This is a genomic window from Kocuria salina, from assembly GCF_013368965.1.
GTDB classification, from domain to species: domain Bacteria; phylum Actinomycetota; class Actinomycetes; order Actinomycetales; family Micrococcaceae; genus Kocuria; species Kocuria rosea.
On the sequence record NZ_SSSF01000001.1, the window covers coordinates 163,051 to 189,782 of the forward strand.

General features: G+C 74.4%; 27 protein-coding genes. 14 read left to right on the forward strand and 13 right to left on the reverse strand.

Features of this window, described 5'->3' with window-relative positions; genetic code table 11:
- The first annotated feature begins 44 nt into the window (after positions 1-44).
- Positions 45-581 carry a hypothetical protein gene (locus E7Z53_RS00765; protein WP_176336936.1) on the forward strand — a complete coding sequence of 179 codons (537 nt, stop codon included), beginning with the start codon at positions 45-47 and terminating at the stop codon, positions 579-581.
- A gap of 126 nt (positions 582-707) precedes the next feature.
- On the forward strand, positions 708-1,031 hold the full coding sequence (locus E7Z53_RS00770; protein WP_017834729.1) for a hypothetical protein: 324 nt from the start codon (positions 708-710) through the stop codon (positions 1,029-1,031).
- On the opposite strand, the gene E7Z53_RS00775 is transcribed toward E7Z53_RS00770, so the two are convergent.
- From E7Z53_RS00775 to E7Z53_RS00795, 5 genes are all read right to left on the reverse strand, one after another.
- Positions 1,006-1,533, reverse strand: a complete 528-nt coding sequence (locus tag E7Z53_RS00775) for an Lrp/AsnC family transcriptional regulator (RefSeq protein WP_176337217.1) — start codon at positions 1,531-1,533, stop codon at positions 1,006-1,008. The genes E7Z53_RS00770 and E7Z53_RS00775 overlap by 26 nt on opposite strands.
- 299 nt (positions 1,534-1,832) lie before the next feature.
- On the reverse strand, positions 1,833-2,852 hold the full coding sequence (locus tag E7Z53_RS00780; protein WP_176336937.1) for a permease prefix domain 1-containing protein: 1,020 nt from the start codon (positions 2,850-2,852) through the stop codon (positions 1,833-1,835).
- 5 nt (positions 2,853-2,857) lie between these two features.
- Positions 2,858-3,214 (reverse strand): PadR family transcriptional regulator, encoded by a 357-nt coding sequence (locus tag E7Z53_RS00785; protein ID WP_031283698.1) that lies wholly within the window; start codon positions 3,212-3,214, stop codon positions 2,858-2,860.
- A gap of 81 nt (positions 3,215-3,295) precedes the next feature.
- Entirely contained in the window at positions 3,296-4,087 is a 792-nt protein-coding gene (locus tag E7Z53_RS00790) for a nitroreductase family protein (protein WP_109268327.1), read from the reverse strand.
- A 25-nt stretch (positions 4,088-4,112) separates the two neighbouring features.
- Positions 4,113-4,499 (reverse strand): hypothetical protein, encoded by a 387-nt coding sequence (locus tag E7Z53_RS00795; protein WP_017834724.1) that lies wholly within the window; start codon positions 4,497-4,499, stop codon positions 4,113-4,115.
- A 129-nt stretch (positions 4,500-4,628) separates the two neighbouring features.
- On the opposite strand from E7Z53_RS00795, the gene E7Z53_RS00800 reads away from it, so the two are divergent.
- The 5 genes from E7Z53_RS00800 (at position 4,629) to E7Z53_RS00820 (ending at position 10,585) form a co-directional block, all read left to right on the forward strand.
- Complete coding sequence (locus E7Z53_RS00800) at positions 4,629-5,396, forward strand: methyltransferase domain-containing protein (RefSeq protein WP_176336938.1); 768 nt, start codon at positions 4,629-4,631, stop codon at positions 5,394-5,396.
- Positions 5,397-5,446: 50 nt separating this feature from the next.
- Positions 5,447-6,667, forward strand: a complete 1,221-nt coding sequence (locus E7Z53_RS00805; RefSeq protein WP_176336939.1) for an NAD-dependent epimerase/dehydratase family protein — start codon at positions 5,447-5,449, stop codon at positions 6,665-6,667.
- 8 nt (positions 6,668-6,675) lie between these two features.
- Positions 6,676-7,833, forward strand: a complete 1,158-nt coding sequence (locus tag E7Z53_RS00810) for a glycosyltransferase (RefSeq protein WP_176336940.1) — start codon at positions 6,676-6,678, stop codon at positions 7,831-7,833.
- Positions 7,834-7,945: 112 nt separating this feature from the next.
- The gene (locus E7Z53_RS00815; RefSeq protein WP_176336941.1) at positions 7,946-9,355 is read left to right on the forward strand and encodes an MBL fold metallo-hydrolase; all 1,410 of its coding nucleotides are present in this window, start codon (positions 7,946-7,948) and stop codon (positions 9,353-9,355) included.
- A 417-nt stretch (positions 9,356-9,772) separates the two neighbouring features.
- Positions 9,773-10,585, forward strand: coding sequence for a hypothetical protein (locus E7Z53_RS00820; protein WP_146202062.1), 813 nt, complete (start codon positions 9,773-9,775; stop codon positions 10,583-10,585).
- Positions 10,586-10,634: 49 nt separating this feature from the next.
- On the opposite strand, the gene E7Z53_RS00825 is transcribed toward E7Z53_RS00820, so the two are convergent.
- On the reverse strand, positions 10,635-11,717 hold the full coding sequence (locus tag E7Z53_RS00825; protein ID WP_109221375.1) for an FUSC family protein: 1,083 nt from the start codon (positions 11,715-11,717) through the stop codon (positions 10,635-10,637).
- 81 nt (positions 11,718-11,798) lie between these two features.
- Here E7Z53_RS00825 and E7Z53_RS00830 point away from each other — a divergent pair, with 81 nt between their 5' ends.
- Together E7Z53_RS00830 and E7Z53_RS00835 are read left to right on the forward strand one after the other, a co-directional pair.
- Positions 11,799-12,209 (forward strand): fluoride efflux transporter FluC, encoded by a 411-nt coding sequence (locus tag E7Z53_RS00830; protein ID WP_109221376.1) that lies wholly within the window; start codon positions 11,799-11,801, stop codon positions 12,207-12,209.
- Complete coding sequence (locus tag E7Z53_RS00835) at positions 12,206-12,577, forward strand: fluoride efflux transporter FluC (protein WP_176336942.1); 372 nt, start codon at positions 12,206-12,208, stop codon at positions 12,575-12,577. The genes E7Z53_RS00830 and E7Z53_RS00835 overlap by 4 nt, the downstream gene beginning before the upstream one ends.
- Positions 12,578-12,597: 20 nt before the next feature.
- Here the strand turns inward: E7Z53_RS00835 and E7Z53_RS00840 are convergent, their stop codons facing one another.
- The 4 genes from E7Z53_RS00840 to E7Z53_RS00855 all read right to left on the reverse strand — a co-directional run bounded on the left by E7Z53_RS00840 (position 12,598) and on the right by E7Z53_RS00855 (position 18,130).
- On the reverse strand, positions 12,598-14,361 hold the full coding sequence (locus E7Z53_RS00840) for an ABC transporter ATP-binding protein (RefSeq protein WP_176336943.1): 1,764 nt from the start codon (positions 14,359-14,361) through the stop codon (positions 12,598-12,600).
- A gap of 13 nt (positions 14,362-14,374) precedes the next feature.
- The gene (locus E7Z53_RS00845; RefSeq protein WP_017834715.1) at positions 14,375-15,337 is read right to left on the reverse strand and encodes an ABC transporter permease; all 963 of its coding nucleotides are present in this window, start codon (positions 15,335-15,337) and stop codon (positions 14,375-14,377) included.
- Positions 15,334-16,338, reverse strand: coding sequence for an ABC transporter permease (locus E7Z53_RS00850; protein ID WP_176336944.1), 1,005 nt, complete (start codon positions 16,336-16,338; stop codon positions 15,334-15,336). Before E7Z53_RS00850 ends, E7Z53_RS00845 begins: the two co-directional genes overlap by 4 nt.
- A gap of 97 nt (positions 16,339-16,435) precedes the next feature.
- Positions 16,436-18,130 (reverse strand): ABC transporter substrate-binding protein, encoded by a 1,695-nt coding sequence (locus E7Z53_RS00855; protein WP_176336945.1) that lies wholly within the window; start codon positions 18,128-18,130, stop codon positions 16,436-16,438.
- A gap of 288 nt (positions 18,131-18,418) precedes the next feature.
- Here E7Z53_RS00855 and E7Z53_RS00860 point away from each other — a divergent pair, with 288 nt between their 5' ends.
- Positions 18,419-18,676 (forward strand): DUF6480 family protein, encoded by a 258-nt coding sequence (locus E7Z53_RS00860; protein ID WP_176336946.1) that lies wholly within the window; start codon positions 18,419-18,421, stop codon positions 18,674-18,676.
- Between the two features lie 74 nt (positions 18,677-18,750).
- On the opposite strand, the gene E7Z53_RS00865 is transcribed toward E7Z53_RS00860, so the two are convergent.
- Positions 18,751-19,614, reverse strand: coding sequence for a VOC family protein (locus E7Z53_RS00865; protein ID WP_035923377.1), 864 nt, complete (start codon positions 19,612-19,614; stop codon positions 18,751-18,753).
- Positions 19,615-19,897: 283 nt separating this feature from the next.
- On the opposite strand from E7Z53_RS00865, the gene E7Z53_RS00870 reads away from it, so the two are divergent.
- Entirely contained in the window at positions 19,898-20,896 is a 999-nt protein-coding gene (locus tag E7Z53_RS00870) for a zinc-dependent alcohol dehydrogenase family protein (protein WP_176336947.1), read from the forward strand.
- Positions 20,897-21,080: 184 nt separating this feature from the next.
- On the forward strand, positions 21,081-22,655 hold the full coding sequence (locus tag E7Z53_RS00875) for a DUF4389 domain-containing protein (RefSeq protein WP_176336948.1): 1,575 nt from the start codon (positions 21,081-21,083) through the stop codon (positions 22,653-22,655).
- Positions 22,656-22,713: 58 nt separating this feature from the next.
- On the opposite strand, the gene E7Z53_RS00880 is transcribed toward E7Z53_RS00875, so the two are convergent.
- Positions 22,714-23,475, reverse strand: a complete 762-nt coding sequence (locus E7Z53_RS00880; protein WP_176336949.1) for a DUF6544 family protein — start codon at positions 23,473-23,475, stop codon at positions 22,714-22,716.
- A 360-nt stretch (positions 23,476-23,835) separates the two neighbouring features.
- On the opposite strand from E7Z53_RS00880, the gene E7Z53_RS00885 reads away from it, so the two are divergent.
- Both E7Z53_RS00885 and E7Z53_RS00890 read left to right on the forward strand, forming a co-directional pair.
- Positions 23,836-24,081, forward strand: a complete 246-nt coding sequence (locus E7Z53_RS00885; RefSeq protein WP_176336950.1) for a hypothetical protein — start codon at positions 23,836-23,838, stop codon at positions 24,079-24,081.
- A 279-nt stretch (positions 24,082-24,360) separates the two neighbouring features.
- Entirely contained in the window at positions 24,361-25,596 is a 1,236-nt protein-coding gene (locus E7Z53_RS00890) for an FG-GAP repeat domain-containing protein (protein ID WP_176336951.1), read from the forward strand.
- A 43-nt stretch (positions 25,597-25,639) separates the two neighbouring features.
- Here E7Z53_RS00890 and E7Z53_RS00895 read toward each other — a convergent pair whose 3' ends face one another.
- Positions 25,640-26,656 carry a DNA topoisomerase IB gene (locus tag E7Z53_RS00895; protein WP_176337218.1) on the reverse strand — a complete coding sequence of 339 codons (1,017 nt, stop codon included), beginning with the start codon at positions 26,654-26,656 and terminating at the stop codon, positions 25,640-25,642.
- Between the last annotated feature and the right edge of the window lie 76 nt (positions 26,657-26,732).

The window sequence follows — 26,732 nt, forward strand, 5'->3', positions numbered from 1 at the left end:
AACCGCCGGCACCCACGAAATCTCTGTCCCGCAGGAGACCCCAAATGTCCATCGAAACCAGCACGACCGCAGCCCCGCAGCCGGCCGGCGCCCGCCGCCACGCCCGCAAGGCGGTGCTGTCCCTGGCCTCCCTGACCCTGGCCGCAGGCGCACTGCCGCTGCTGGGCGCCCCGGCCCAGGCCGCCCCGGCCCAGGCCGCCCCGACGCAGTCCTCGGTGCTCGAGACGGCGTCGCACAAGCCCCACCAGAAGCACTGCTCGGTCGACGCCCACAAGCCGTCCTGGACGTGGCACCACGGGAAGAAGTACGTCAAGTACCCCTTCCACGTGAAGTGCCACAAGGGGTACAAGGTGGAGGTCAAGCAGTACTACTACGCGGTGGACAAGCACGACCACCACTACTACACCGGCGGCCACCACGACTACTACTGGGGCGGCTCCTGGGGCGGCGAGCACTGGAAGCACCTGGACCACCACGACGCCAAGAAGGTCTACCACGTGGTCAAGTACCGCTACTACGACGGCAAGCACTGGTCCCCCTGGTACCAGGAGACCAGCCACTGGACCGGTCTCGGCCACTGACCGGACGGCACCGGGGGCCGGCCGGACACCGGACGACCCCCGGACCGCTCCTCCTCCCGACGCCCCCGAGGCCGTCCCCCGGCACTGCGCGCGGGGGACGGCCTCCCGACACCACAAGAGCCGATCATGGACCTCACCCATCAGCACCCCGCCGCCAGGGCCTGGGACCTCGCTCCCGGCGACACCTTCCACGGGCGCACCATCACGGCCGTCCGCGGCGTGGTGGGACTCGCCCTCAGCCCGGTGGCCGTCATCTCCTTCACGGAGGACGACCGGGAGCACCGCGCCCAGGCCCGGATCGGCGCCGCCCACTGCGAGACGCACCAGCACTACGACGACATCATGCTCAGCGCCCGCGCGTGGGTCCGCACCCACGGCCTGCACGAGGGGGACGCCGTGGACCTGGACCGGCTGCGCGCCGAGGTCATGGGCGCGGCCGCCCGGAACTGACCCCGCCCCTCCCCAGGACCTCGTCCCCCGCGAGCAGCGGCGCCACCCGGTACGGGATGACCGTGCGCAGGAACATGCTCGTGGAGGTCCGCAGGATGCCGGGGCACAGCCGGATCTCCTCGGAGACCCGGTAGAGGTCCTCGGGATCCTTCGCCACCACCCGGCACAGCAGGTCCGTCTGCCCCGCGGGGGCGAACACCTCGATGACCTGCCGGATCGCCTGCAGTCCCGCGATCGCCTCGTCGAGCTGGTGCTGGTCGAGCTCCACGGCCACGCTCGCGGCCAAGCCGTAGCCGAGCGCCGCGGGCGTCACCCGGGTGCTGTGCGGGCGCAGCGCGGGGCTCGCGCGGTAGCGCTCGAGCCGGGCGTGGATCGTCCCGCGCGCCAGACCGGTGCGCTGGGCCAGGGCCAGCACCGTCATCCGCGGGTCCTCGTCCAGCGCCGCCAGGATCCTCCGGTCCGTCGCGTCCAGCGGACCCGCTGCCGCCCCGCCGTTCGTCATGCTGACCACCGCAGCCCCACTTCCCCGCCTCGATCTGATCGATCTGACCGGTTCCAGAGTAGACGTTTGCGCACAGTGCCGACCAGGGTGTCGAATGATGGTCACACGATGCGCCACCTGACCCGGTTCGGTGCATCCCGGCCGGCGCCGGTCGCCCACGAAGCGTCCCGCGTCCCGCGCTGCCCGGCACCCCGCGGCGGCAGAGGCCCCCTTCCGGCCCGCGAGAGCTCCTCGGAGCTCCCGCGGGCCGAGTGCTTCCCCGGACAGGAGCGCCGGACAGGAGCGACGGGCGCCGCCGCTCAGCGCCGCCGGCCCGTCGACCGGCGGCAGGCGAGGAAGCTCGCCACGAGGTCCCAGACGGTGACGACCACCACGAGCGCGACCCCGATCTGCGCGAACTCCTCACCCACCCAGCCGCGCTCGCGGAAGACCGGGTTCACCACGGACTCGGTGCGCAGCACGGTGATGAGCAGCGCGGCCATGGCGAGATCCAGGACGGCGCTGACCCCGAACAGCGCCCAGGACCAGCGGCGGCGGAAGAAGCGCAGCAGCTCCCACCCCCAGGCCAGCAGCACGATCCCCAGGTAGAGCGGCACCCAGGGCGTCCACACGGCGGGGTCGAGCAGGGGCTCGCCGGCGAGCGGGCCCTCACGGAGCAGCGGCCGCGAGAGCAGGAACGGCGCGGCGAAGGCCAGGCCCAGGGCGATGGTGGCCCAGACCAGCTCCCCCACGGTCGAGTCCCGCTCCGGGCGCGGCGGCGGCAGCTGCTCGACCGTCCAGCGCGGGGGCGCCTCCGCCGCCGCCCCGGTCTCCCCCCGGAAGCCGCGCTCCACCGCCTCCGCGACCTCCGTGCGCTCCACCACGGCGAAGACGACGACGGCGATGCCCGCCCCCATGAGCGCCCCCTGGATCGCGGCACCGACCGCGGGGGCGAGCGAGAGCACGAGGTAGGTGACCAGGTCCTCGCGCCCCGCCTCCCCGAAGAGCCGGCCGATCAGGGTGAGCCCGCCGAAGAGGCCGGCCAGGACGGGCACCAGGACCTTCAGCAGCTCGAGGAAGTCGTGGTAGTGCTCGGGCCCGATCAGGTGCCGCGGGCCGGGGCCGTAGTCCTCGGCCAGCAGGGCGGGGTCGCCGAGCTCCTCGAGGGCGCGGCGCTCCGCCTCGGCCGGCGGGAGGCCGTGCGCCACGCCATCGTCGACCATGTCGGCGACGGTGCCCCGCAGCTCCCAGGACACGTCCTCGCGGGCTCGGGGCGGCAGGCGCCGGGCGACCTCGTGGAGATAGCTCTCGGTGCGCGGGGTGAGGGTGCTGGCGGACATGGCGATCAGTCCTCGGGACGAGTGGGGCGGGCGAGGGTGGACAGGGCGGCGTGCAGCCGGAGCCGCTCGGCCTCGAGGGCGTCCCGGACGCGGGCCCCCGGACCGGTGATCCGGTAGAACTTGCGGGGCCGGGACTCGTCGGTGTTCCAGTCGCTCTCGAGCAGGCCCTGCGCCTCGAGCCGGCGCAGCAGCGGGTAGAGCGTGTTGGCCTCGACGTCGAGCCCCGCGTCACCGAGGGTCCGGAGCAGGGCGTAGCCGTAGCGGGGCTCGTCCAGGACGAGCAGGCAGGCCAGGACCACCGTGCCGCGGCGCAGCTCCTGGAAGTGGGAGGCCACGATCGGGTCGCTCGGTTCAGCTGCCATGACCACACGATAGTGTGTGTCACACACTAATGGAAGAGCCGCCCGCTCCACGCCGCGGCTCTCGTCGCCGGCGGGCGGCGCTCAGTCGTCCCAGCCCTCCTGCGGCGTGGCGCAGGACTCCCGGAAGACGTACTGGGAGATCCGGCGCCGCTCCCGGCTGGACCAGTCGATGGCCGGGCGGCGGTGCTCCTCGGGGACGTAGCCCAGGCGGTAGACGGCCATGAGCTCGAGGTCCTCGGGCACGTCCAGCAGGTTCACGACCTCGGCCCACCGGGCGGGCGCCTCCATGGGGAAGGAGATGAACTGGATGCCCATGCCGAGCTCCACGGTGGTCAGCCAGAGGTTCTCCATGGCCGCGCCCATCGAGAACAGCGAGTAGAACCCGGAGAGCTCCCCGGGCCGGTACTCGCGGCGGTCGAGCATCACGCCGATCAGCAGGGGGGAGCCCGCCACGAGCTTGTGGTTCTCCGCGCCCAGGGTCTGGGGCACCCGCAGCCGGTTCATCATCGCCTGCCCGCCCGGGGTGAACGCCTTCTTGGTGAAGGGGCGCAGCACCGCGGGCAGCTTGTCGAAGAGCATCCCGAAGCGCTGCTCCTCCATCTCCTGCCTGCTGAAGCGGAAGTAGCGCTTGTACCGGTCGAAGAAGCTCCCCTCGGCCATCACCTGCGTCATCGAGTCGGCGCTGATCCGGGCGATCCGGTCGATGGTCCCCCGGTCCTCGACCAGCACGAAGCGCCACGGCTGGCTGTTGAACTGGGAGGGTGCGGCCGCGGCCGTGCGCAGCAGCAGCTTCTGGTGCTCCGGGGACACCCGGTCCGGCAGGAACGGGCCGTTGGTGGTGCGGCGGTTGAAGACGACGTCGAGGAACTCCATGTGCTCTCCGGTCAGGTCGGGCGGCTCAGCCGGCGCGGGCGGCGCGGGCTCGGAACAGGGCGGTGGCGTAGAACGGCGCCGCGGACAGCGCGGCGAGCGCGTGGCGGCGCGGGTGCCCTTGGGCGGGCGTGCCGAGGTGCGGCAGGGCGGCCAGGGGCAGCAGCGCCGGCGCCAGGGCCCGGCCCGCCGCGCGCCCGGAGGCGGAGGAGGAGCCGGCGGCGAGGACCGCGGCCAGCGCCGTCGTCGTGGTGGTGGTGACGTAGAGGGCGTGGTGGATCCAGCGGAACCGGCCCGTGCGCACGATCCCGGCGCCGACGGACGCCCCCAGGGCCGCGTTGGCGGCCCAGCACGCGCTCGCGAGGCCGATCCACGGGCCGGGTCGCGAGCCCACGGCGTGCACGGTGTGTCCCACGCGGTCCCCTCCTGCCGTCCGGTCCTGCCCGGCACCGGCCGGGAGCCCCAGTCTAGTGACGGCACCCCGCGCCGCCCCCGACCCGCCGTGCTCCTTGGCGGATCGTGTCGGCCCGCGGAGAATGGGCAGATGCCCTCCGTCCAGCCGCGCTCCCGGCCCGACCTCTCCCGGCGGGACGCCGGGCTGCGCGAGCTCATGGACGACCCCTGCTGCGATCTCGTCGCACTGCGGCGCACCTACGCACGCTTCGACGTGGTCAACTCCCTGGTCGCCGGGTGGGCCGCGACCTACCGGCGCCGGATTCGGCCCCTGGCCGTGCCCGGCCGGCCGCTGACCCTCCTGGACGTCGGCGCCGGCGGCGGGGACGTGGCACGCGCCCTGGCCCGGTGGGCGCAGCGGGACGGGATCGACCTGCGGGTCACCGGCATCGACCCGGACGCCCGCGCCCACGAGTGGGCCTCGGCGCGGACCCGCCGCTGGTCGACCCGGCACTCGCGGGCAGTGCCCCCGGTCTTCCGGCGGGTCACCAGCCGGGAACTGGTCGCGGCCGGCGTGACGTTCGACGTGGTGGTCTCCAACCACCTGCTCCACCACTTGGACCCGGGGCCGGTGCGGGACCTCGCGGCGGACTCGGAGCACCTGGCCGGCCGGCTCGTGCTGCACAACGACCTCGTGCGCAGCCCGGCGGCCTACCGGCTGTACTCGGTGGGCGTGCTGCCCCTGGCCCCGGGCTCCTTCCTGCGCACCGACGGGCTGCGGTCCCTGCGCCGCGCCTACCTGCCCCACGAGCTGCGCGAGCTGACCGGTCCGGGCTGGGAGGTGCTCCCCGGTTCGTTCGGGCACCAGCAGCTGGTCCTGGACCGTTCACTCCCGGTTCACGCGCGTGCCCCACGCTGAGCGCGAGACCGACAGGACGGGCCCGGCAGCGGCCCGGGAACGGAGCACCAGTGAAGATCGCGATCCTCGGCGGCGACGGCTTCTGCGGCTGGCCCGCGGCCCTGCACCTGTCCGCGCGCGGCCACGACGTGGTGGTGGTGGACAACTTCTCCCGCCGCGCCATCGACGTCCGGCTCGGGACGGAGTCGCTGACGCCCATCCGCGGCCTCGACGAGCGCCGCGCGGCCTGGCAGGAGCTGACGGGCCGGCGGATCGGCGGGGCCGAGATCGACCTCGCCGCCGACTACGAGGCGTTCCTCGACCTCCTGGTCGTCGAGCGCCCGGACGCCGTGGTGCACTTCGCGGAGCAGCGGGCGGCGCCGTACTCCATGCGCACCCCGGCCACGAAGCGCTACACGGTGGACAACAACGTCGGCGCCACGCACAACGTGCTGTGCGCGGTCGTGGAGTCCGGGCTGGACGTCCACGTGGTGCACCTGGGCACCATGGGGGTCTACGGGTACGGCACCGCCGGGATGCGCATCCCGGAGGGCTACCTGGACGTGGAGGTCCCCGGACCGCACGGCACGGTCCCCCAGCAGATCCTCTACCCCTCCCACCCCGGCTCGCTGTACCACATGACCAAGGTCCTGGACCAGACCATGTTCGCGTTCTACGCCAGGAACGACCGCCTGCGGATCACCGACCTGCACCAGGGCATCGTCTGGGGCACCGGCACCGCGGAGACGGCGCTCGACGAGCGGCTCGTCACCCGCTTCGACTACGACGGCGACTACGGCACGGTGCTCAACCGCTTCCTCGTCCAGGCGGCGGTCGGCCACCCGCTGACCGTGCACGGCACCGGCGGGCAGACCCGGGCGTTCATCCACCTCCAGGACATGGTCCGGTGCGTGGAGCTGGCACTGCTCCACCCCCCGGCGGCCGGCGACCGCGTGAAGATCTTCAACCAGATGACGGAGACCCACCGGGTCCGCGACCTCGCGGAGCTCGTGGCCGGGCTCACCGGCGCCGAGGTGGAGATGGTCCCCAATCCCCGCCAGGAGTCCGCGGAGAACGACCTGCACGTGGACAACGACGCGTTCCTGGACCTCGGCCTGCGGCCCACCACCCTCTCGGAGGGGCTGCTGCTCGAGGTCGAGCGGACCGCCGTGCGCTGGGCCCACCGCGTGGACCGCTCCCGCATCCCGGCGACGTCCGTGTGGAACTCCCGCCGGCCCCCGGGGATCCCGGCGCGGCCGGCCCGCTCCGCGGTCCCGGCCGCGGGCGCCTGAGCCGGCGGATGCGGATCGCGCTCTGGACGGACGTCTTCGCCCCGAACGTCGACGGGGTGGTGACGCGTCTGACGCGCACCCTGGACGAGCTCGGGGACCTCGGCCACGAGGTGCTCGTGCTCACACCGGGGGATCCGCCCGGGCACTGGGGTCCGCACCGGGTGGTCAGGACCCCGTCCGTGACGTTCCCCTGGTACCGGGACGCCCGGGGAGGCCTGCCGTCCCCGCGCACGGAGCGGGCCGTGTCGGCGTTCCGCCCCGACGTGGTGCACGCCGTGAACCCGGTGTGGTTCGGCGCGTGGGGCGCGCTCTCCGCGCGGACGCGGGACCTGCCGCTGCTGGCGTCCTTCCACACCGACGTGCCGCAGTACATGAGCGTGTTCGGGCACGGGCTCGGCGCCCTGCGCCGGCCCGTGGAGCGGTGGATCCGCACGACCCACAACCTCGCCGAGGTCAACCTGTGCACGTCGGGGCCCATGGTGGACCGGGCCGAGGCCCTGGGCGTGCGCCGCGTGGCGCTGTGGCCCAAGGGCGTGGACACCGTCCTGTTCCACCCCGCCAGGGCCTCCGCCGCGATGCGGTCCCGGCTCACCGGCGGGCACCCCGGGGAGCGGCTGGTGCTCTCCGTGGGGCGGCTGTCGAGGGAGAAGAACGTGACGGCGCTGCTCGAGCCGATCCGGCGGCTGCCGGGCACCCGGCTCGCCGTGGTGGGCGACGGCCCGCACCGGCCCGAGCTCGAACGGCGCTTCGCGGGCACCCCCACGGTCTTCCCGGGCCGGCTCGCCGGGGAGGAGCTGGCGGCCGCCTACGCCTCGGCGGACGTGCTCGCGTTCCCGTCCACCACCGAGACGCTGGGTCTCGTGGCCCTGGAGTCCCTGGCGAGCGGGGTGCCGGTGGTCGGCGCCCGGGCCGGCGGCATCCCGTTCGCGGTGGCCGACGGGCGGACCGGGCTGCTCGTGCCGCCCGGCGACGCGGACGCGCTCACCGCGGGCCTGGCCCGGCTGCTCGACGACGCGGCCCTGCGCGCGCGGATGGGCGCGGCCGGCCGGGCGGAGGCCGAGGGCCTCGGCTGGCGGGCCGCGACGGAGTTCCTCGTGGCCTGCTACGACGAGGCGGTCCGCCGGCATCGGAACCGCCGGCCGACGCCCCGGCACCCCTCCGACTAGATACCCCCGGGGGTACTTGCGCTATACCCCCAGGGGTATTATCGTTGCGCTCAGGACGACGCGGGAACCCTTCCGGACACGCGTCACCAGCCATCGAACGAAGGAGAATCCCATGCTGATCGAGCGCATCTACGACGAGGACCTCGCCCAGGCCAGCTACTTCATCGGGTGCCAGCGCACCGGCCAGGCTCTGGTGGTCGACCCCCGCCGCGACATCGACGTCTACCGGGACATGGCCGCGAAGAACGGCATGGAGATCACCGCCGTCACCGAGACCCACATCCACGCCGACTACCTCTCCGGCACCCGCGAGCTGGCCGCGGCCACCGGCGCGGACATCCACGTCTCCGGCGAGGGCGGGGAGGACTGGCAGTACGAGTTCGAGGCGAACCGCCTGCACGACGGCGACGAGATCCGCATCGGCAACATCGTGGTGGCCGCGGCGCACACCCCGGGCCACACCCCCGAGCACCTGTCCTTCCTGGTCACCGACGGCGCCTTCGCCGACGCCCCGGGCTACCTGCTCACCGGCGACTTCGTGTTCTCCGGCGACCTGGGCCGTCCGGACCTGCTGGACGAGGCCGCCGGCGGCGTGGACACCCGCTTCCTCGGCGCGAAGCAGATGTTCGCCAGCCTCAAGGAGAAGTTCCTGACCCTCCCCGACCACGTCCAGGTCTTCCCCGGCCACGGCGCGGGCTCGGCCTGCGGCAAGGCCCTGGGCGCGATCCCCTCCACCACGGTGGGCTACGAGCGCCTCTACGCCTGGTGGGGCCCCTACCTGGCGGCCGACGACGAGGCCGGCTTCGTCGCCGAGCTGCTCGACGGCCAGCCGGACGCACCGTTCTACTTCGGCCGGATGAAGAACCAGAACCGCAGGGGCCCGGCCGTCATGGGCGAGCGGGCGCCCCTGCCCGAGCTCGACCCGCAGCAGGTCGCGCAGCGGCTGGCGGCCGGCGAGGTGACCTTCGTGGACGCCCGCTCCGCGGACGAGGTGCACACCGGGACCGTGGCCGGGGCGCTGAACATCCCGGCGGGGAAGTCGATCGCGACCTTCGGCGCCTGGGCCGTGAACCCCGAGGCCGACGACCGGCCGCTGGTGCTGCTGGCGCCCGACCAGGAGGCCGCCCAGGAGTTCTGGGACCACCTGGTGCGCGTGGGCATCGACGCCGTGGCCGGCTACGTAACCGGGATCGAGGGCCTGCCGCAGGCCACCCCGCGGCTGGTCTCCCCCGAGGAGGTCGAGACCTTCGACAAGGCCGTCCTGCTGGACGTGCGCGCCGTGAGCGAGCACACCGCCGGCCACATTCCCGGCTCCACCCAGCTGCACGGCGGCCGGGTCCTGTGGAACCTGGACCGGCTCCCGGAGCAGGGCACGATCGTGACCTACTGCCAGAGCGGGCTGCGCAGCTCGGTCGTGGCCTCGACCCTGCGCCACGCCGGCTACGACGTGGTGGAGCTCGAGGGCTCCTACGCCGCCTGGTCCGCCGGGCAGGAGGCCCTGGAGGCCACCCCCGCCCGCTGAGCCCCGCTCCGCTCGGACGGCAGCCCCGCCCCTGACGCCGCGTCCCCCCGGTGCCACCGCACCGGGGGGACGGGGCGTCCTGCGTGCCCGGCTCCCGTCCTGTGCACGCAGGACGGCGACCGGGAGCACCCAGCACGCACAGGACGCCGCCGGAGCCCAGTGGCCGGGGCCCGCACGCGTCCGGCCTGTTCACTATTGTCAACACGGGCTACCGGCAAGTAGTTTGACGGCACAGCAGTCCATCGGACGCGCTCCGGATCTCCGCGAGCTCCGCGGTGCACGCCGCACGACCAGCAGCACGACATTTCCTGTCGCCCCCGCCATCGCGCGGACCGGCGACGCGGGGGGAGGTCCTGCCGCGCGCTGCCGGCCGCGGGGCGACCCCGGGGCGACGACCGAGCACAGGAGACACAGGACATGACTGCTGGAAAGACATGGGCGGCCACGGGCGCCACCGCCGCGATGCTGGCCGGAGGCCTCCTCCTCGGGGCCCCGGCGGCCGTCGCGGCCCCGGGGGACCCCGCCTGCCTGCAGGCCACGACACAGCTGGACGCGGCGCTGGCCGGGGCCGGGCTCACCCCCGAGTCGCTCGGGGCGCTCGACCTCTCGGCCGAGGCCGTGGCCGCCGCCGAGGCCCAGTACGCCGCGCTCGTCGAGGGCGTCGGCGGACCCAGCCTGCAGGAGCTGGAGGCGGCCGCGGCCGCGCTGATGACGGCCCAGGAGTCCGGCGACGCGGAGGCCGTCGCCCTGGCCGAGGCCCGTCTGGTGGAGCTCGACCAGCAGCTCACCATTGCGCTCGGCACGCTCGACCCCGCCGTCGCGGAGCAGGCCGTCGCCGAGGCCGCCGTGGCGTTCGAGGCGCTGCTGGCCGAGCTGGCCCTCGACGAGAGCGCGGTCGACCAGTTCCTCGTGCTCCTCGAGCAGGCCGTCCTGGCCTGCGAGGCGCCCGCGGCCCCGGCCCCCATGGCGCCGGTGCTCCCGGCCCCGGCGGAGCCCGCCCCGGCCCCCGCCGTGGCGGCGCCCGTCGAGGCAGCACCCGTCGAGGCGGCGCCCGTCGAGGTGCCCGCCGAGACCGCGCCGGTGGAGGTCAACCCGGGCCTCAACATGCAGACGGCCGCCGCGGAGCCGGAGCAGCGTCCCGGCGCCGGCCTGGCCGCGGGCCTGCTCGCCGCGGGGATCGCCGCGAGCGCGGCGGGCGCGCTGCACCTGCGGCGGCGCAGCCGGTCCTGAGCCGCCCGCCGTCCCGGTGGCCCCACGGGCCCCGGGACGGCGGAGACCCCTATCCCCGGGTCACGGCGCTGCTGCCGGCCGTCGGGGCGGTCGGCGGGTCCAGGACCGCCACGAGCCGGGCGAGATCCTGGGCCGCGGCCATGACGAGCCGGTCCTCCGCCCGGGAGGGGTCGGTCAGATCGGAGTGGAGCCGGCCCACCAGGGAGCGGACCCGCTCGGCGGCCTCCTCCGGATCCTCATCCGCGGCCCACGCCCGCACCGCGTCGGCGGCGGACTGCACCGCCTCGCCGAGCCGGGCGGTCAGGGCCGCGGGCACCAGCCAGTCGTGCGCCTGGTGGTCGTAGAGCTCGCGCACCGCGTCCGTGAAGCCCCGGAGGTGGAAGATGACGTTCTCGAGCTTCAGCAGGGAGTCGTAGCCCGGGTCCCCCGGGTCCGCGGCGGGTCGCCGCCGCCGCCGGAGCACCATCCGGGGGTTGCCGCGGGCGCTGCGCGCCGACTCGTCGACCGCCTCGCGCACCTCGCCGGTGATCCGCACCAGGGAGTGGTTGCGCCGGCGCCAGTCCCGTCCCCCGGTGGTCCCGGGCTCCGCGAGCTCCCCGGCGACGTCCTCGAGGTAGTCGACGACGACGTTCTGCAGCCGGTCGAGCTGCAGGCGGGCCGTGCGGAAGTCCAGCGGCGGGAAGACCGTCACGTTGACGAGCAGCCCGATCGCCACGCCCACCGACATCTGCACGAGGAAGCCGGCCGAGAAGCCCTCGGCGTCCTGGCCCCCGACGATGAGGACGAACAGCGCGCCGACCGGGACGTACTCCGCACCCGCCCCGAGCCGGCGGATGCCAGCCAGGAGCACGCCCACGCCGACCGCCACGGCGACCGTCACCAGGTTGGGCTCGCCGACCAGCAGGACCCCGGCCGCCAGGAGGATGCCCAGGGCGATGCCGGCCACGGTCTGCAGCCCGGCGCGGACCGAACCCAGCACGGTCGGGTACATCGCGGAGATCGCGCCCAGCGGCGCGTAGTAGGGGTACTGGTCGATCACGCCGGGCATCCGCTGGGCCACCACCCAGGACAGGGCCACGGCGAGCGAGGTCTTGAGGGCCAGGAGGATCCGGGCGCCGCGTATCGTCTGCACCCGGACATCCTACGGACCGGCCGGTAGGATCGAGCCCGCCGACCGCTCCCCCCGGGGAGCCCGCCCCCGAGGAGCACCCCCATGAGCCGACCGCCGCACCGGCGCCTGCTGCTGGTCCTCGCCGTGGGGGCCGGCGGGGCGCTGGGCACCGGCGCCCGCCACGGACTCGCCGAGCTAGTGCCGACGGTGGCCGGCTGGCCCCTGGCCACCCTGACCGCGAACCTGATCGGGGCGTTCCTGCTGGGGATGCTCCTGGAGGCCCTCCTGCGGCGCGGTGCGGAGACCCCCCGCGGGATGCTGCTGCGCCTCGGCGCGGGCACCGGGGCGCTGGGCGGCTTCACGACATTCTCCTCGCTCGCCCTCGAGACCGAGCGGCTGCTGACCGGCGGGGCCGCGGGACAGGCGCTGGCCTACGTGGGGATCTCACTGCTCTGCGGGTTCCTGGCGTGCCTCGCCGGCACCGTCCTCGCGGCCCGCGGGCGGCGCGCGTGACCGCCCTGCTGATCTGCCTCCTCGGCGGACTGGGCGCGATGGCCCGGTTCGCGGTGGACGGGACCGTGCGGCAGCGGTGGGGGACGTCCTTCCCCGCCGGCACCGTGGTCGTCAACGTGAGCGGCTCGTTCCTGGCCGGCCTCCTGTCCGGGGCCGCACTGGCCGGGGTGCTGGGCGGGCCCGCGGCGTCGGTCGCCGTGATCGGCTTCTGCGGCGGATACACCACCTTCTCCACCGTGATGGCCGACACCGTGCGGCTGGTCCGGGACGGCAGGACGCTCCGGGCGGTGCTCAACGCCGCGGGCACCGGCGCGCTGACCGTGCTCGCGGTGCTCACGGGGCTGGCCGCGACCGCACCGCTGCGCTGAGCGCGGCCGCCCGGCCGGTCTCAGACCCCTACGCGCAGCTCGTTGCCGGGGATGGAGGCCAGCAGCTGCCGGGTGTACGGGTGCTGCGGGTCGGTGAAGATCTCCTCGCTGGCGCCGGCCTCCACCAGCCGGCCGTCCTTCATCACGCACACCTCGTCCGAGATCAGCCGGACCACCGCGAGGTCGTGCGAGATGAACAGGTAGGACAGCCCGAACTCGTCCTGGAGCCGCCCCAGCAGGTCCAGGATCTGCTTCTGCACGAGCACGTCGAGCGCGGACACCGGCTCGTCGCACACGATCAGCTCCGGCTGCAGGGCGAGCGCCCGGGCGATCGCCACGCGCTGGCGCTGGCCGCCGGAGAGCTCGTTGGGGTAGCGGCTGACCGTCGAGGGCGGCAGGGCGACCTCCTCGAGCAGCCACTTCACCCGGTCCTGGCGCTCCGCCCGGGTGCCGCGGCCGTAGGTGGACAGCGGCTCCTCGACGATCCGCCCGATCGTGAACATCGGGTTGAGGGACGAGTACGGGTCCTGGAAGATCGGCTGGACCCGCTGCCGGAACGCGGCCAGCTGCCTGCCCCGGAGTCCTGTCACGTCCTGGCCGTCGAAGCGGATCGACCCGGAGGTGGGCTCGAAGAGCTTCAGCAGCATCCGCGCCGTCGTCGTCTTCCCCGACCCGGACTCGCCCACGATCGCCACGGTCCTGCCGCGGGGCACCGTGAGGGAGACGTCCTGGACCGCGGTGAAGTCCGCCTGGCCCAGCCGCCCCTTGAAGACCTTGGTGAGGTTCTCGATCACCACCAGCGGCTCCTGGGCGGCGGCCCCGGCCGCCTCCTGGGCGGCGGGGGCCGCGACGCCTCCCGCCGTCGGGCCCGAGGCCGACGGACCGGCCGCCACCGGAGCCGCCGCCGTCGTCCCCGCTCCCGTCCGGCCCGGCGACGGGGCGTTCTGCCGGCCCACCCGGGCCGCGGCCACCGAGGGCGCCGCCTGCACGAGGCGGCGGGTGTACTCGTCCTGCGGGTCCTCGAGCACCCGGGCGGACGGGCCGGCCTCGACGATCCGCCCGCGGTGCATCACCACGATGTCCTGGGCGCGCTCCGCGGCCAGGCCCAGGTCGTGGGTGATGAGCAGCACGGACGTGCCGATCTCCTCGGTCATCCGCTCGATCTGGTCCAGGATGGTGCGCTGCACGGTGACGTCGAGGGCGGACGTCGGCTCGTCGGCGATGAGCAGCCGCGGCCGGCAGGCGAGCCCGATCGCGATGAGCGCGCGCTGGCGCATGCCCCCGGAGAACTCGTGCGGGTACTGCCGGGCGCGCCGCTCGGGCTCGGGCAGCCCCGCGGCCGCGAGCGCCGCCACGACCTTCTCGTCCACGTCCCGGCGGGTGGCCAGTCCGTGCACGAGCAGGGTCTCGGCCACCTGGCGGCCGACCGTGGTCACGGGGTTGAGGTTGGACATGGGGTCCTGCGGGACGAGCCCGATCTGCCGGCCGCGGATCCGCCGCATCCGCGCCTCGTCCAGGCCCACGAGCTCCTGGCCCGCGAAGCGGACGGAGCCGCCGGTCACCCGGCCGTTGCCAGGCAGCAGCCCGATCACGGACATGGCGGTGGTGGACTTTCCCGAGCCGGACTCCCCCACGATGGCGAGGGTCCGGCCCTCGCGCAGCGTCAGGGACGCCTCGTGGACGGCCTGGACCGGTCCGTTCATCGTGCTGAAGGCCACGGCGAGGTTCCCGAGCTCGAGCAGCGGGGCGGGGTCCGCCCCCGGGGCGTGGTTCTCCGGTCTCATCGGTCGGTGCACCTCACGCGGTTCGTGACTTGGGGTCGAGGGACTCGCGCAGGGACTCCCCCAGCAGGGTGAAGCCCAGGGCGGTGACGGCGATGCACAGGCCGGGCAGGAACGCCAGCTGCGGGGCGATCGACAGCTCGGCCTGGGCGTAGGTGAGCATGCGGCCCCACTCCGCCGTCTGCGGCACGCCGCCGCCCAGGCCCAGGAAGGACAGGGCGGCCGCGTCGATCACCGCGGTGGCCAGCGTCAGGGTGCCCTGGACGATGACCGGCCCGGTGCTGTTGGGCAGCAGGTGGCTCATGGTGATGGTGCGGCGGGACAGGCCCAGGGTCTGGGCGGCGAGGATGTAGTCGGCGCCCCGCTGGGACAGCATCGAGGATCGCAGCAGGCGGGCGAAGATGGGCACCTGGGAGGCGCCGATCGCGATCATCACGGCCCACTGGCTCTGCCCCATGATCGCGGCGATGGACACCGCGAGCAGCAGGTTGGGCACGGAGAGCAGGATGTCCACGAAGCGCATGATCACGCTGTCCACCCAGCCGCCGAGGCCGCCGGCCAGCAGGCCGAGGACCATTCCGCCGACCAGGCCCAGGGCGGTGGAGACCACCCCGATCACCAGGGAGGCGCGGGCCCCCCAGATCAGCTTGGACAGCAGGTCCCCGCCGAAGCGGTCCAGGCCCAGCGGATAGCCCTCGACCTCGCCGGGGCCGGGGATGGTGGTGGGGGTGATCTCGGTGCGCCCGGGCAGCTCCTCGCCGCCGAACGGGGCGAGCCACGGGGCCAGGAGGGCCACGAGCAGGAAGACGCCGACGATCACGGCCCCGGCGATGGCCGCGGGATTGCGGCGCAGCCGGCGGAAGGCGTCCTTCCACAGGCTCGTGCCGACCGCCGCGGTGGTGCCCGGGGTGGTCGTGACGGCCTCGGGGCCCTCGGTGTGCGAGGGGCCGGAGGGGGCAGGAGGAAGTGTGGCGCTCACTGGACACGCACCCGGGGGTCGATGAGGCTGTAGGAGATGTCCACCAGCAGGTTGATCAGGGAGTAGGCCAGGGCGATGAAGATGATGAAGCCCTGCAGCACGGGGTAGTCGAGGGTGAAGATCGCGTCCCGCAGGAATCGGCCGATGCCGTTGAACGCGAAGACGGTCTCGGTGAGCACGGCCCCGGAGATCAGCAGGCCGGTCTGCAGGCCGATGGTGGTGACCACGGGGAGCATGGCGTTGCGCAGGATGTAGCGGCCGCGGATCAGACCGCGCGTCAGGCCCTTGGCGCGGGCGGTGCGCACGTAGTCCGCGCTCTGGACCTCCAGCACCGAGGCCCGGGTGATGCGCACGATGATCGCCAGCGGGATGGTGCCCAGGGCCACACCCGGCAGGACCAGGTGCAGGAGCGCGTCCCACGCCGCGTCCCACTCGCCGGTGAGGAGGCCGTCGAGGACGAAGAAGTTGGTGTGGTGCGTCGCGTCGATGCGCGGGTCCTGCCGTCCGTCCGCCGGGAAGAGCGGGACCTGGATCGCGAGCAGCCACTTGAGGATGAACGCCAGGAAGAACACGGGGACGGTGACGCCCAGCAGGGACAGCACCACCGAGGAGTGGTCCAGGAGCCTGCCGCGGTGGCGGGCGGCCACGTAGCCGAGCGGGACCCCGATGCCCACGGCGAAGACCAGCGCCACGAGCGAGAGCTCCAGGGTGGCGGGGAAGCGGGTGAGGAACTCCTGGACCACGGGCCGGCCGGTCACGATGGAGGCGCCGAAGTCCCCCCGGAGGAGCTGGCCCGTGTAGACGACGTACTGCTCGAGCAGGGGGCGGTCGAAGCCGTAGACCTCGTTGATGCGGGCCACGGCCTCGGGGGTGGCCTTGTCCCCCAGCAGGGCGGTGGCCGGCCCGCCGGGCAGGGCGCGGACCCACGCGAAGAGCAGGACCGACAGGCCGAGGAGGGTGGGGACGAGCAGGGCGAGCCGCTTGCCGATGACGCGGAGCATTCCGGTCCTTCCGGACGGAGAGGGGCAGAGGGGAGGACCGCCGGGAGGACGGCGGGGGCGGCCCGGGGCGGCGCGCTGCGCCGCCCCGGACCCGGGCTCACTCGCTGAGCTCGATCCTGTTGAAGACCTCGTCGTTGACCGGGCTCACCGGGTAGGACTCCACCCGGGGGTCGAAGGCCAGCGACGGCGCCGGGTTGGCCAGGGGCACCGCCGGCAGCAGCTGCATGATCTGCTCGTTGATGTCCTCGTAGACCGGCGTCTGCTCCTCGACGCTGGTCAGCTCGCGGGCCTCGGCCAGCGCCCGGAACAGCTCGGGCTCCGCGAAGCCGAACTCGGGCTTCTCCCGGCCGAAGAACACGCCCACGAAGTTGTCGGTGTCGTTGTAGTCGCCGGTCCAGCCGAGCAGGTGCAGGTCGTGGTCCGGGGTGCCGTTGATGCGGTCGAGGTAGTCCGGGGACCACTTGTCCGGCTGCGGGTTCACGGTGATGCCCACCTCCTCCAGCTGCGCGGTGAGCGTGGTGAACGTCTGCTCGGGGTTCGGCATGTAGGGGCGGGAGACGCCGGTCGGGTAGCTGAAGTCCAGCTCCAGGCCGTCGGCGTAGCCGGCCTCCGCGAGCAGCTCGCGGGCCCGCTCGGGGTCGTACTCGTACTCGGTGACGTCCTCGTTGTAGCCGTTGACGGACTCCGGGATGAACTGGGTGGCCACCGTGGTGCCCTCGGGCAGCGTCTGGGAGACCAGGGCCTCCTTGTCGATGGCGTGCGCGATGGCGCGGCGGACGTCGACGTCCGCGAGCTCCTCCTGCGCCTGGTTGAAGCCGAGGTACAGGATCGTGAACGGGTCGCGGGTGACCACGTTGTAGCCGGCGTCCGTCAGGGCCTGGGTGTCGGCCGGGGCCACCAGGTCGTAGCCGTCCACGCTGCCGGACTCGAGCGCCTGGCGGCGGGCCTGGGGGTCGTCGATGATCCGGAAGATCACGTCGGTGACCTGGCCCTGCTCGCCCCAGTAGTCGCCGTGGGCGGCCAGGACCACCTGGTTGCCCACGTCCCAGGAGTCGAACCGGAACGGCCCGGTGCCCACCGGGTGGCCCTGGGCGTACTCGGAGAGCTCCGGGGACTCCTCCGTGCCGCCGGCGGTGTCCGCGCCGTACTCCTCGAGGGCCGTGGGGGACTGCATGGCGAACGCCGGCAGGGACAGGGCGGCGATGAAACCGGCGAACGGCTTGTTCAGGGTCACCTCGGCCTCCCCCTCCCCCGTGGCCTCGCAGCCGGAGTAGATGGCGTCCTCGGGGGCGTCCGCGAAGCCCTTGAACAGCGAGCCGTAGTAGTAGGCCATGTTCTCGGACTGCAGGAGGCCCTCGAAGTTGTACCAGCGCTCGAAGTTCGCACAGACGGCCTCGGCGTCGAACGCCGTGCCGTCGTGGAAGGTGACGCCCTCCCGGAGCTGGAACGTGTAGGTCCGCCCGTCCTCGGACTGCTCCCACGACTCGGCGAGCAGGGGCTCGGGGTCCGCCGAGCCCTCCTGCACGCCCACGAGACCCTCGAAGATCTGGCGGGAGACGCGGAAGGACTCCCCGTCCTGCGCGAACGCCGGGTCGAGGGTCTTGGGGTCGGACGACGCCGCGAAGACGAACGTGCCGTCGACGTCGCCGCCGCCGGCGGCCGGGGTGGCGCCGGCTCCCCCCTCCTCGCGGTCCGAGGACAGGCAGCCGGTGAGGACGAGGGCGGCCACGGCGGCCAGGGAGGTGACGGCGAGAGGGCGGCGGGCGCGCCCCGGACGGGATGGCGTGGACATGAACGGACTCCTCGAGGGGCGAGCGGCAGGACCGGCTCCGGGTGGCGGAGCGGGGACGCGGGTCCCCGGACTGCCGGCAGGCGTGTGACGGGTACCACACGGTACAAGTGATACCACGAGTTGCACTCAAGTCATCTCATGCCCGCGTGGCGGGCATGTTTCCGATCGCGCACACCGGGTCGCCCGTTCCCGGCGCACCCGGGCGACCCCGGCCGTTTCACCAGCAAGCTTGCTATTCTGCTGGGAGCACCCGTCCCAGCACGTCCCACCGGAAGAGAGCAGGACCCCGTGGCCGAGATCAATCCCGAGCAGGCACGCAACGACCCGAAGAAGACCGGTGACGCCCTGAACGAGGAGTCCGGCCTGAGCATCGAGGGCGACACCCCTCCCGACGCCGGCTCGGGCGTGGGTCCCACCAACCCCGAGCTCGACGTCGACCGGCCCGGCGACTCCTCGAAGGGGAAGCTCGCGCTGGCCGTCATCATCGGCCTCGTGGCGCTGTTCGTGGTGCTGTGGTTCGTCGGCGCCGTCGTGGGGATGTTCTGAGCCCGACGCCCTGAGGCACCGGGCCGTCGCCCCACGCCCCGGCCCGCTGCCGGCCGGAGCGGGCAGGGGTGTGCTCACGGCCGGCCGGCGTCCCCGTCGGCGCCGTCGTCGTCCGGGTCGGCGTCCTCGTCGTCCTCCTCCGTCCAGTCCTCCGAGGACGGGCCCATCATGGCGAAGCGCTCGCCGTCCGGGCCGGCGGCGAACACCAGCTCCCCGTAGCCGAACTCCTCCGGCTCCTGGACCAGCGCGCCTCCCGCGGCGACGACCCGCTCGGCGGCGGTGTCGGCGTCGTCGACCTCGAAGCAGACCCACCACAGCGGCGGCGCCTCCTGCAGGTGGTCGACGTCCTCGGCGGCCACGCCGATGCCGCCGGCCGAACGGTCCATGCCCGGGACCGTGAACACCGCGTACGCCTCGTGCCGCGTCCCGATGTCCTGGTACGTGTAGCCGAAGACCTCGGCGTAGAACCGCTCGGCGGCTGTCTGGTCGGTGGTCAGGAGGTCGCACCAGGCCACGGTCCCGTGCTTGCCGACGATGCTGAACCCGGTGTGCTCCTGCGGCTGCCACACCCCGAAGGCCGCCCCCGTGGGATCAATCCACACGCCCATGGTGCCGAAGCTGCCCACGGCCATCGGCTCGAACAGCTGCCGGGCACCGGCCGCCACCGCGGCCCTGCCCGTGGCCACGATGTCGTCGGACGCGAGGTAGACCGCCCACGCGTGCGGGTCGTCCTCCATCTCGGGCAGCGCGGGGGACATCCCCGCCACCGGCTGGCCGTCCACCAGGGCGTTGCAGTAGCCGCCGTACTCCGGGTCCGAGGGCGTGAACCGCCACCCGAGCACGCTCGCGTAGAAGTCCATGGAACGGTCCAGGTCCGAGACCATGATGTCCGCCCAGCACGGAGCCCCCGTGGGCCATCGGTCGATGCGCTCGGTCATCCCTGAGTCCTCTCGTCGCGCGCCGGATCGGGTTCCGCCCGGGTGCCTGCGACGCGGGCCGCACCCGCGCGGTCCTTCGTCCCCCCATGCTCGTCCCCCGCGTCCCGATTGGGAACACCTCCCGCCGAGAAGCGGGGGCGGCCCGCACGGCCCCGGGCTCCGGGGCCGGGCATTAACATTCCTCGTTTCCTGACGGCGCCCCCGATCCGTTCCTAGACTCGGAGCCAGGACAGGGGTCACGGCCGCGGCCGGAGCCCTCCCCGGGGGGATCGACGAGGACAGCATGCGTGCGTGGTGGATCGATGAGCCCGGTCCCGCGGCCGGCGGGCCGATGCGCTTCGGGCAGTGCCCCGACCCCGTGCCGGGGCCCGGGGAGCTGCTCCTCCGGGTGCGGGCCTGCGGGGTGTGCCGCACCGACCTGCACCTCGTGGAGGGCGACCTCCCCCTGCACCGGGCGGGGGTGATCCCGGGCCACGAGATCGTCGGCGAGGTGGTGGGCGCGGGTCCCGGCTGCGCCCGGTTCCGGAAGGGCGAGCGCGTGGGCGTCGCGTGGCTGCGGCACACCTGCGGCCGCTGCCGGTTCTGCCGCCGCGGCCGGGAGAACCTCTGCACCGCCCCGCGCTTCACCGGGTGGGACCAGGACGGCGGCTACGCGGAGCTCACCCTGGCCCCGGAGGCCTTCGCCTACCGCCTGCCCGAGGAGTTCGACGACGAGCACGCGGCCCCCCTGCTGTGCGCCGGGATCATCGGCTACCGGGCGCTGCGGCGGGCCCAGCTGCCGCCCGGGGGCCGGCTGGGCATCTACGGCTTCGGCGCGTCCGCCCACCTCGCCGCCCAGGTGGCCCTGCACCAGGGCGCGGAGGTCCACGTCATGACCCGCTCGGAGGCGGCGCGCGAGCTGGCCCGCGACCTGGGCGCCGCCTTCGTGGGGGAGGCCGACGAGCCTCCCCCGGTGCCGCTGGACGCGGCGATCCTCTTCGCCCCCGTGGGCACCCTCGTCCCCCCGGCGCTGCGCGCCCTGGACCGGGGCGGCACCCTGGCCGTCGCCGGGATCCACCTCAGCGACGTCCCGGCCCTCGACTACGCCGCGGAGCTCTTCCAGGAGCGGCAGCTGCGCAGCGTGACCGCCAACACCCGGCAGGACGGCGAGGAGTTCCTGCGGCTGGCCGCCCGGCTGGGGCTGCGCCCCACCACCGTCCCCTATCCCCTGCGCGCCGCGGACCGGGCCCTCGCCGACCTGGCCGCGGACCGGATCACGGGGGCCGCCGTCCTGCGCGGGTGAGCCCCGGCCCCACCGGCCCCGGGCCGGGACCGAGCCGCACCGCACCGCACCGCACCGCACCGCACCGCAGGGACCGCACCGCAGGGCAGCGGACCCGGGAAGCACATCGAAGAGACCACCCGCCGACATCCCGCGGACGCCCCGCACCGGGCTCCGGCCACCGCCCGACTCCTCAGGAGCTTCCGTGAACGAGCACCCCGCCTCCCGCCCACCCCGTCCGGCCGACCGGCAGGACGCCCCGCGCCGCACCAGACCCGGGCAGTGGGTGCTGCTGGTCCTGGGCACCCTGCTGACCGCCCTGGGCCTGGCGGCGCTCGTGAGCGGTCTGGTCCTCGCCGGCGCGGCCGCGGCCCAGCAGGACGGGCGCTTCCTCACCGCGTCCCCGGACCGGCACCAGACCATCACCTACGCCCTGGTGGGCCCGCCCGCCGTGCTCGACGTCGGCGACGCCCAGCTCTCCCCCGTGCCCTTCCTCGACCAGCTCGGCAGGGTGCAGGTGCGCGTGACGGCGGCCGACCCGCAGCAGGACATCTTCGTGGGCGTGGCCGAGACCGCCGACGTCGACCGGTACCTCGACGGTGTCGCCCACGCCGAGCTCGGCCGCGCCACGGAGTCCGGGGACGACACGCGGGCCCGGGTGCCCGGCGAGCGGGTGCCCGACCGGCCCGGGAACCAGACCTTCTGGGCCGACTCGGACCAGGGCCCCGGCACCCGGGAGCTGACCCTGGACCTGCGCTCGGGCAGCTGGACGCTCGTGGTGATGAACGCCGACGCCACCCGGCCGGTCTGGGCGGACCTGCAGCTCGGGGCGCGCTCCGACCTCCTGGGCCCCCTGGCCGGCGGCCAGCTGGTCGGCGGGCTGGCCGGACTGGTCGTGGGCCTCCCGCTGCTGCTGCTCGGCGCCGCCGGACTCGGCAGGGACATCGACCCGCGCACCCCGCCGCGCGGCACGGGCCCGGGCGCGGCCCTCGCCGAGAACCCGGGGCAGGACCGGACCCCGCCGCCGGTCTCGCCCGTGCGCCTGACCGGCTTCCTCGACGCGGGGCTGTCCCGGTGGCTGTGGCTGGTCAAGTGGCTGCTGGTGGTCCCGCACCTGATCGTGCTGGCCGTGCTGTGGTTCGCCCTGGTGGTCACCACGGTCGCCGCCGGGTTCGCCATCCTGTTCACGGGCCGGTACCCGCCCTCATGGTTCTCCTTCAGCGTGGGGGTCCTGCGGTGGAGCTGGCGGGTGGCGTTCTACTCCTACTCCGCTCTGGGCACCGACCGGTACCCGCCCTTCACCCTGGCCCGCGCGGACCACCCGGCGCAGCTGGAGGTCGCCTACCCGGAGCGGCTCTCCCGCGGTCTCGTGCTCGTGAAGTGGTGGCTCCTGGCGATCCCGCACCTGCTGATCGTCGGGGTGCTCACGGGCGGAGGCACGTGGAGCACCACCCGCAGCGGCGACGACGGCACGACGACCACCAGCTGGGGACCGTCCCTGCTCGGGCTGCTCGTGCTGGTGGCCGCCGTGGTCCTGCTCTTCACGGGTCGGTACCGTCCCGAGCTGTTCGCGCTGGTCGTGGGCATCAACCGCTGGGTCAACCGGGTCCTCGCCTACGTGCTGCTCCTGCGGGACGAGTACCCGCCGTTCCGGCTCGACCAGGGGCCGGTCGAGCCGCCGTCCCCCGCGGCGGCGCCGGTGCCGTGGTCCTCCCCGGCGCCCGACCGGCCGCAGGACCTGCCCGGGGACGGACCGGTCGACCAGGGACCGGCCCGCTGACCGGACGGCTTCCCGGGCAGGTCGCCCCGTTCGGGGAGTCCCGTGCCGGGAGGGCCGCTCAGCGGAACCGGACGTCCTCGATCCGCGCCCGGAAGAACTCGCCCTCGGCCTGCCGGTCGGTGCCCCAGGCCCAGCCGGCGCGCAGGACGGTGGCCACGCGCACGCCGGCGAGATCGGCCTCCTCGGAGAACGCGACCCCGAAGGGGCGGCGGCCGTACCCGGTGCCGTCGGGGTCGCCCCACCGCTGCATGCTCAGCTCCCGGAGCCGGCCGTCCGGGTCGACCCGGATCAGGGCGTCCTCGCGCTCCCCGTCGAGGACCCAGGTCATGACGGCGGTGTCCGGGACAGGCCCCTCGGACCACGCGGCGGCCGGGCAGGCCGACGGCACGACGACCGCCTCGCCCGCGAGCCGCCCGGCGGCGCTGCGCGTGATGTCCGGCCCCGCGGCGGACAGCACGGGCACGAGGCCCAGCAGCCGCCACCGCAGCTCGCCCCCGCCGGGCCCGTACCGGTCGTAGCCCGCGACCAGCAGGCCGAGGACCCGGGTGCGGGCGGCCCAGACGAAGCCGATCCCGGGCGCGACGAGCTGCCGGGCGGAGAAGGCGCGCCACGCGCCGCCGAGCCGGATCTCGCCGCGCATCGACAGCTCCGCCGCGGCCCACGCCGGGGTTCCGGGCGGCACGGCGTGCTCCAACCAGCGGCGCGCGGGCTCAGGCAGGCCGGCGAACGCCGCGGTGTCCACCGGGGGAGGCACCGGGTGGCCCGGGCGCTCCAGGTCCGCCCAGTGCCGGCGGGCACCGCGCGGCAGCCGGCCGATCACGGCCGGACCCCGAGCGGCACGGCGGCGGCCGCTCCGGCGACCGGCCCCCGAACGGGGACGGGGACGGGAACGGACGGCGACAAGGTCCGGGACCGGGTCATACCTCCCAGGCTAGACCGCCGGCCCGGTGCCGGCCCCGCCGCGGGTGCCGGAGCCCGCCGACGCCCGGAATCCTCGGTCACACGCGGACACGGGACCCGGCGGTGGAGCAGGATGTCCCCATGCGCGTGCACCGGCGCCCGGGGCCCGCATGCCGGTCAGGCGTTGACTGCCGGCGGCGCCCGCACCAGCATGAGTGCCACGGGCCGCCCGCGGAGCGGCCGCCGGGACCCCGAGTCCCCGAGCACCGGGAGGACGACCATGACGCGCATCGGCACCAGGAGGAGCACCCGGTGGAAGGACCTCACGCCGGGGCAGCGGACCGCGCTGCTGACGCTGGCGTCCGTGCAGGTCTCACTGGCGGCCACCGCCTGGACGGGCCTCGCCCTGCGGCCCGCGGCGGAGGTCAACGGCGGCAAGGGGAAGTGGGCCGCGATCATCGCCGTCAACTTCGTGGGCCCGGTCCTGTACTTCCGCCGCGGCATCCGCCGCGGCATCCGCCGCTGAGCGGCCCCGGGACGGGGACCCGGGCCTCCGGTCACGGATCCGGGATAACGATTCAGCACGGCACGGAGAACACTTAGCGATCGCATACGCACGGATCTAGACTGGTCCCACCAGCAGTTCCGTCCGCTCGGCAGAGCGCGGTCACCGGTGGACCCACGGTCCCGGGACCCCGGCCGAGCGCACGGCCGATCGCCGGGCGGTGGGGGCCGACCGGCGTCCCACCCGCCGTCCGGCGCTCCGGACCGAGTTCTCCGCTCCACGGAACCTGGAGGTTCCACCATGAAACGCTCACCGACGGCCCGGCTGCTCACCGGGCTCTCCGCGGCGGCGCTGGCCACCACCGGCATCGCTCTCGCCGGACCGGCCCACGCCGTGTCCACCCAGGGATTCCTCTCCTACGTCGACGGCTGGCGGGTCGGCCAGCACGTGCGCGAGCTCGCCGACGTCAACGGGGACGGCCGCGCCGACGTCGTCGCCTTCGGCGACCCCGGCGTCTTCGTCGCCCAGGGCCAGGCCGACGGCACGTTCGCCGCGCCGGTGCTGAGGGTCCGCGACTTCGGCACCGCGCAGGGCTGGCGCACCGACCGGCACCCGCGCACGGTCGCCGACGTCGACGGCGACGGCCGGGACGATCTCGTCGGCTTCGGCAACGCCGGCGTGATCGTCTCCTACGCGCAGCCCGACGGCAGCTTCACCGCGCCGCAGCTCAAGGTCCGCGAGTTCGGCTGGAACCAGGGCTGGCGGGTCGACCAGCACGTCCGCGAGCTGGCCGACCTCTCCGGGAACGGGACGGCGGACATCGTCGGCTTCGGGTACTCCGGCGTGACCGTCTCCCACGGCCGGGCGGACCGCACCTTCGACGGCACCGGCAAGCGGATCGACAGCTACGGCTGGGACCGCGGGTGGCGGATCGACAAGAACCCCCGGATGCTCGCCGACATGGACGGCAACGGGACGGCCGACATCGTGGGCTTCGGTGACGCCGGCACCTACGTCTCCTACTTCTCGGCGCTCGGGGACACGTTCACCCAGCCCGCCCTGGAGATCCGCGACTTCGGGTACGCCCAGGGGTGGCGCGTCGACCAGCACCCCCGGGTCGTCGGCAACGTCAGCGGTCACCTTCCCCCGGACGTGATCGGCTTCGGCCACCGCGGGGCCCTCGCCGCCTACTCCCGGCCCTCCGCCCCGGGCGAGCCCAGGTACCAGCCGGTCTCGCTCGAGCTCGCCGACTTCGGCGCCGCGCAGGGCTGGCGCACCGACCGGCACCCCCGGGACCTCGCGGACATCAACGGCGACGGGATCCTGGACGTGGTCGGCTTCGGCAACGCGGGCGTGCTCGTGGCCTACGGGGACGACGACTTCCTGACCGGGCCCGAGCTGACGTCCGGCTCCTTCGGCTGGGCGGCCGGCTGGGACCCGGCGCGGTATCCGCGCCTGCTCGGGGACGTCGACGGCGACGGCCGCGACGACGTCGTCGGCTTCGGCTACTCGGCCACCTACGTGGGCCTGTCCTGAGCACGGGCCCGGGGCGGCCGCCCGGCCACCCCGGGCCCGCGGCTCAGGTGAGGAATCCGCGCAGGGACCGCTCCGCGGCCCGGTAGGTGGCGGCGTCGATGGTCTCGCCGTCCAGGAACCGGTCGATCACGCGCGGGTCCGTGTAGGAGCTGCGGGCGATGGCGGGGGTGTTGCCCAGGTGCTCGGCGACCTCCCGCATGGCGACGGACACGGCCTTCTTCCGGGCGCTCTCGCTGGGGCGGGTGCCGGCGCGGGCGGCGAGCGCCATCGCGGCGGTCACCGTGCCCTGCCAGGTGCGGAAGTCCTTGGCGGTGAAGTCGGGGCCGCACCGGTCCCGCACGAAGTCGTTGAGGCGGGCGCTGGTGATGCCGGTCCACTGCCCGTCCTCGTCGCGGAACGCGAGCGCGGTCTCGTCCGGGCCGCGCTCCAGCAGGGGCGCGAGCGCGGCGGCGAGGTCGGCGTCCCGGAGGCTCAGCGCCCACCGGTGCCCGCTCTTGCCGGGGAAGTCGAGGTGCACGTCCCGGCCGTCCACCCGGACGTGCCGGACCAGCAGGGTGGTGACGCCGTAGGAGCCGTTCGACTGGGCGTACTCCTCGTTGCCGATGCGCAGGGCGGCCTCGTCCATGAGCCGGAAGGCCGCCGCGCAGGCCTTTTCCTCCGTGGCGCCCTCCGTCCGCAGCAGCCGGGTGACGGCCGGGCGGGCCTGCGGGAGCGTGTCGCCGAAGTCGAGGACGCGGTCGAACTTCTCGCGGTCCTTCAGCTCCCGCCACCGGGGGTGGTAGATGTACTGGCGCCGCCCGGCGCCGTCGACTCCCGTGGCCTGGATGTGCCCGTTGGGCTGGGGGCTGATCCACACGTCCTTCCAGGCCGGGGGGATCGCCAGCCCGCGGATCCGGTCGAGCTCGTCCCCGTCCTGGACCTTCGTGCCGTCGGCGTGCCGGTAGGCGAACCCCTTGCCGTACCCGCGGCGGGTGATCCCGGGACGGCTGCAGTTGCTGCGCCGCAGGCGCGGCGTGCGGGGCGTGCGGGGTTTCGCGGGGCTCTGCTGCGCGGCGGCCATGGTGTCCTCCCGGGTCGGCTCCGGGAACACCCCGGGAACACCAAGTCTACTGACTGTCGGCGTCCGCGCGGGCGAG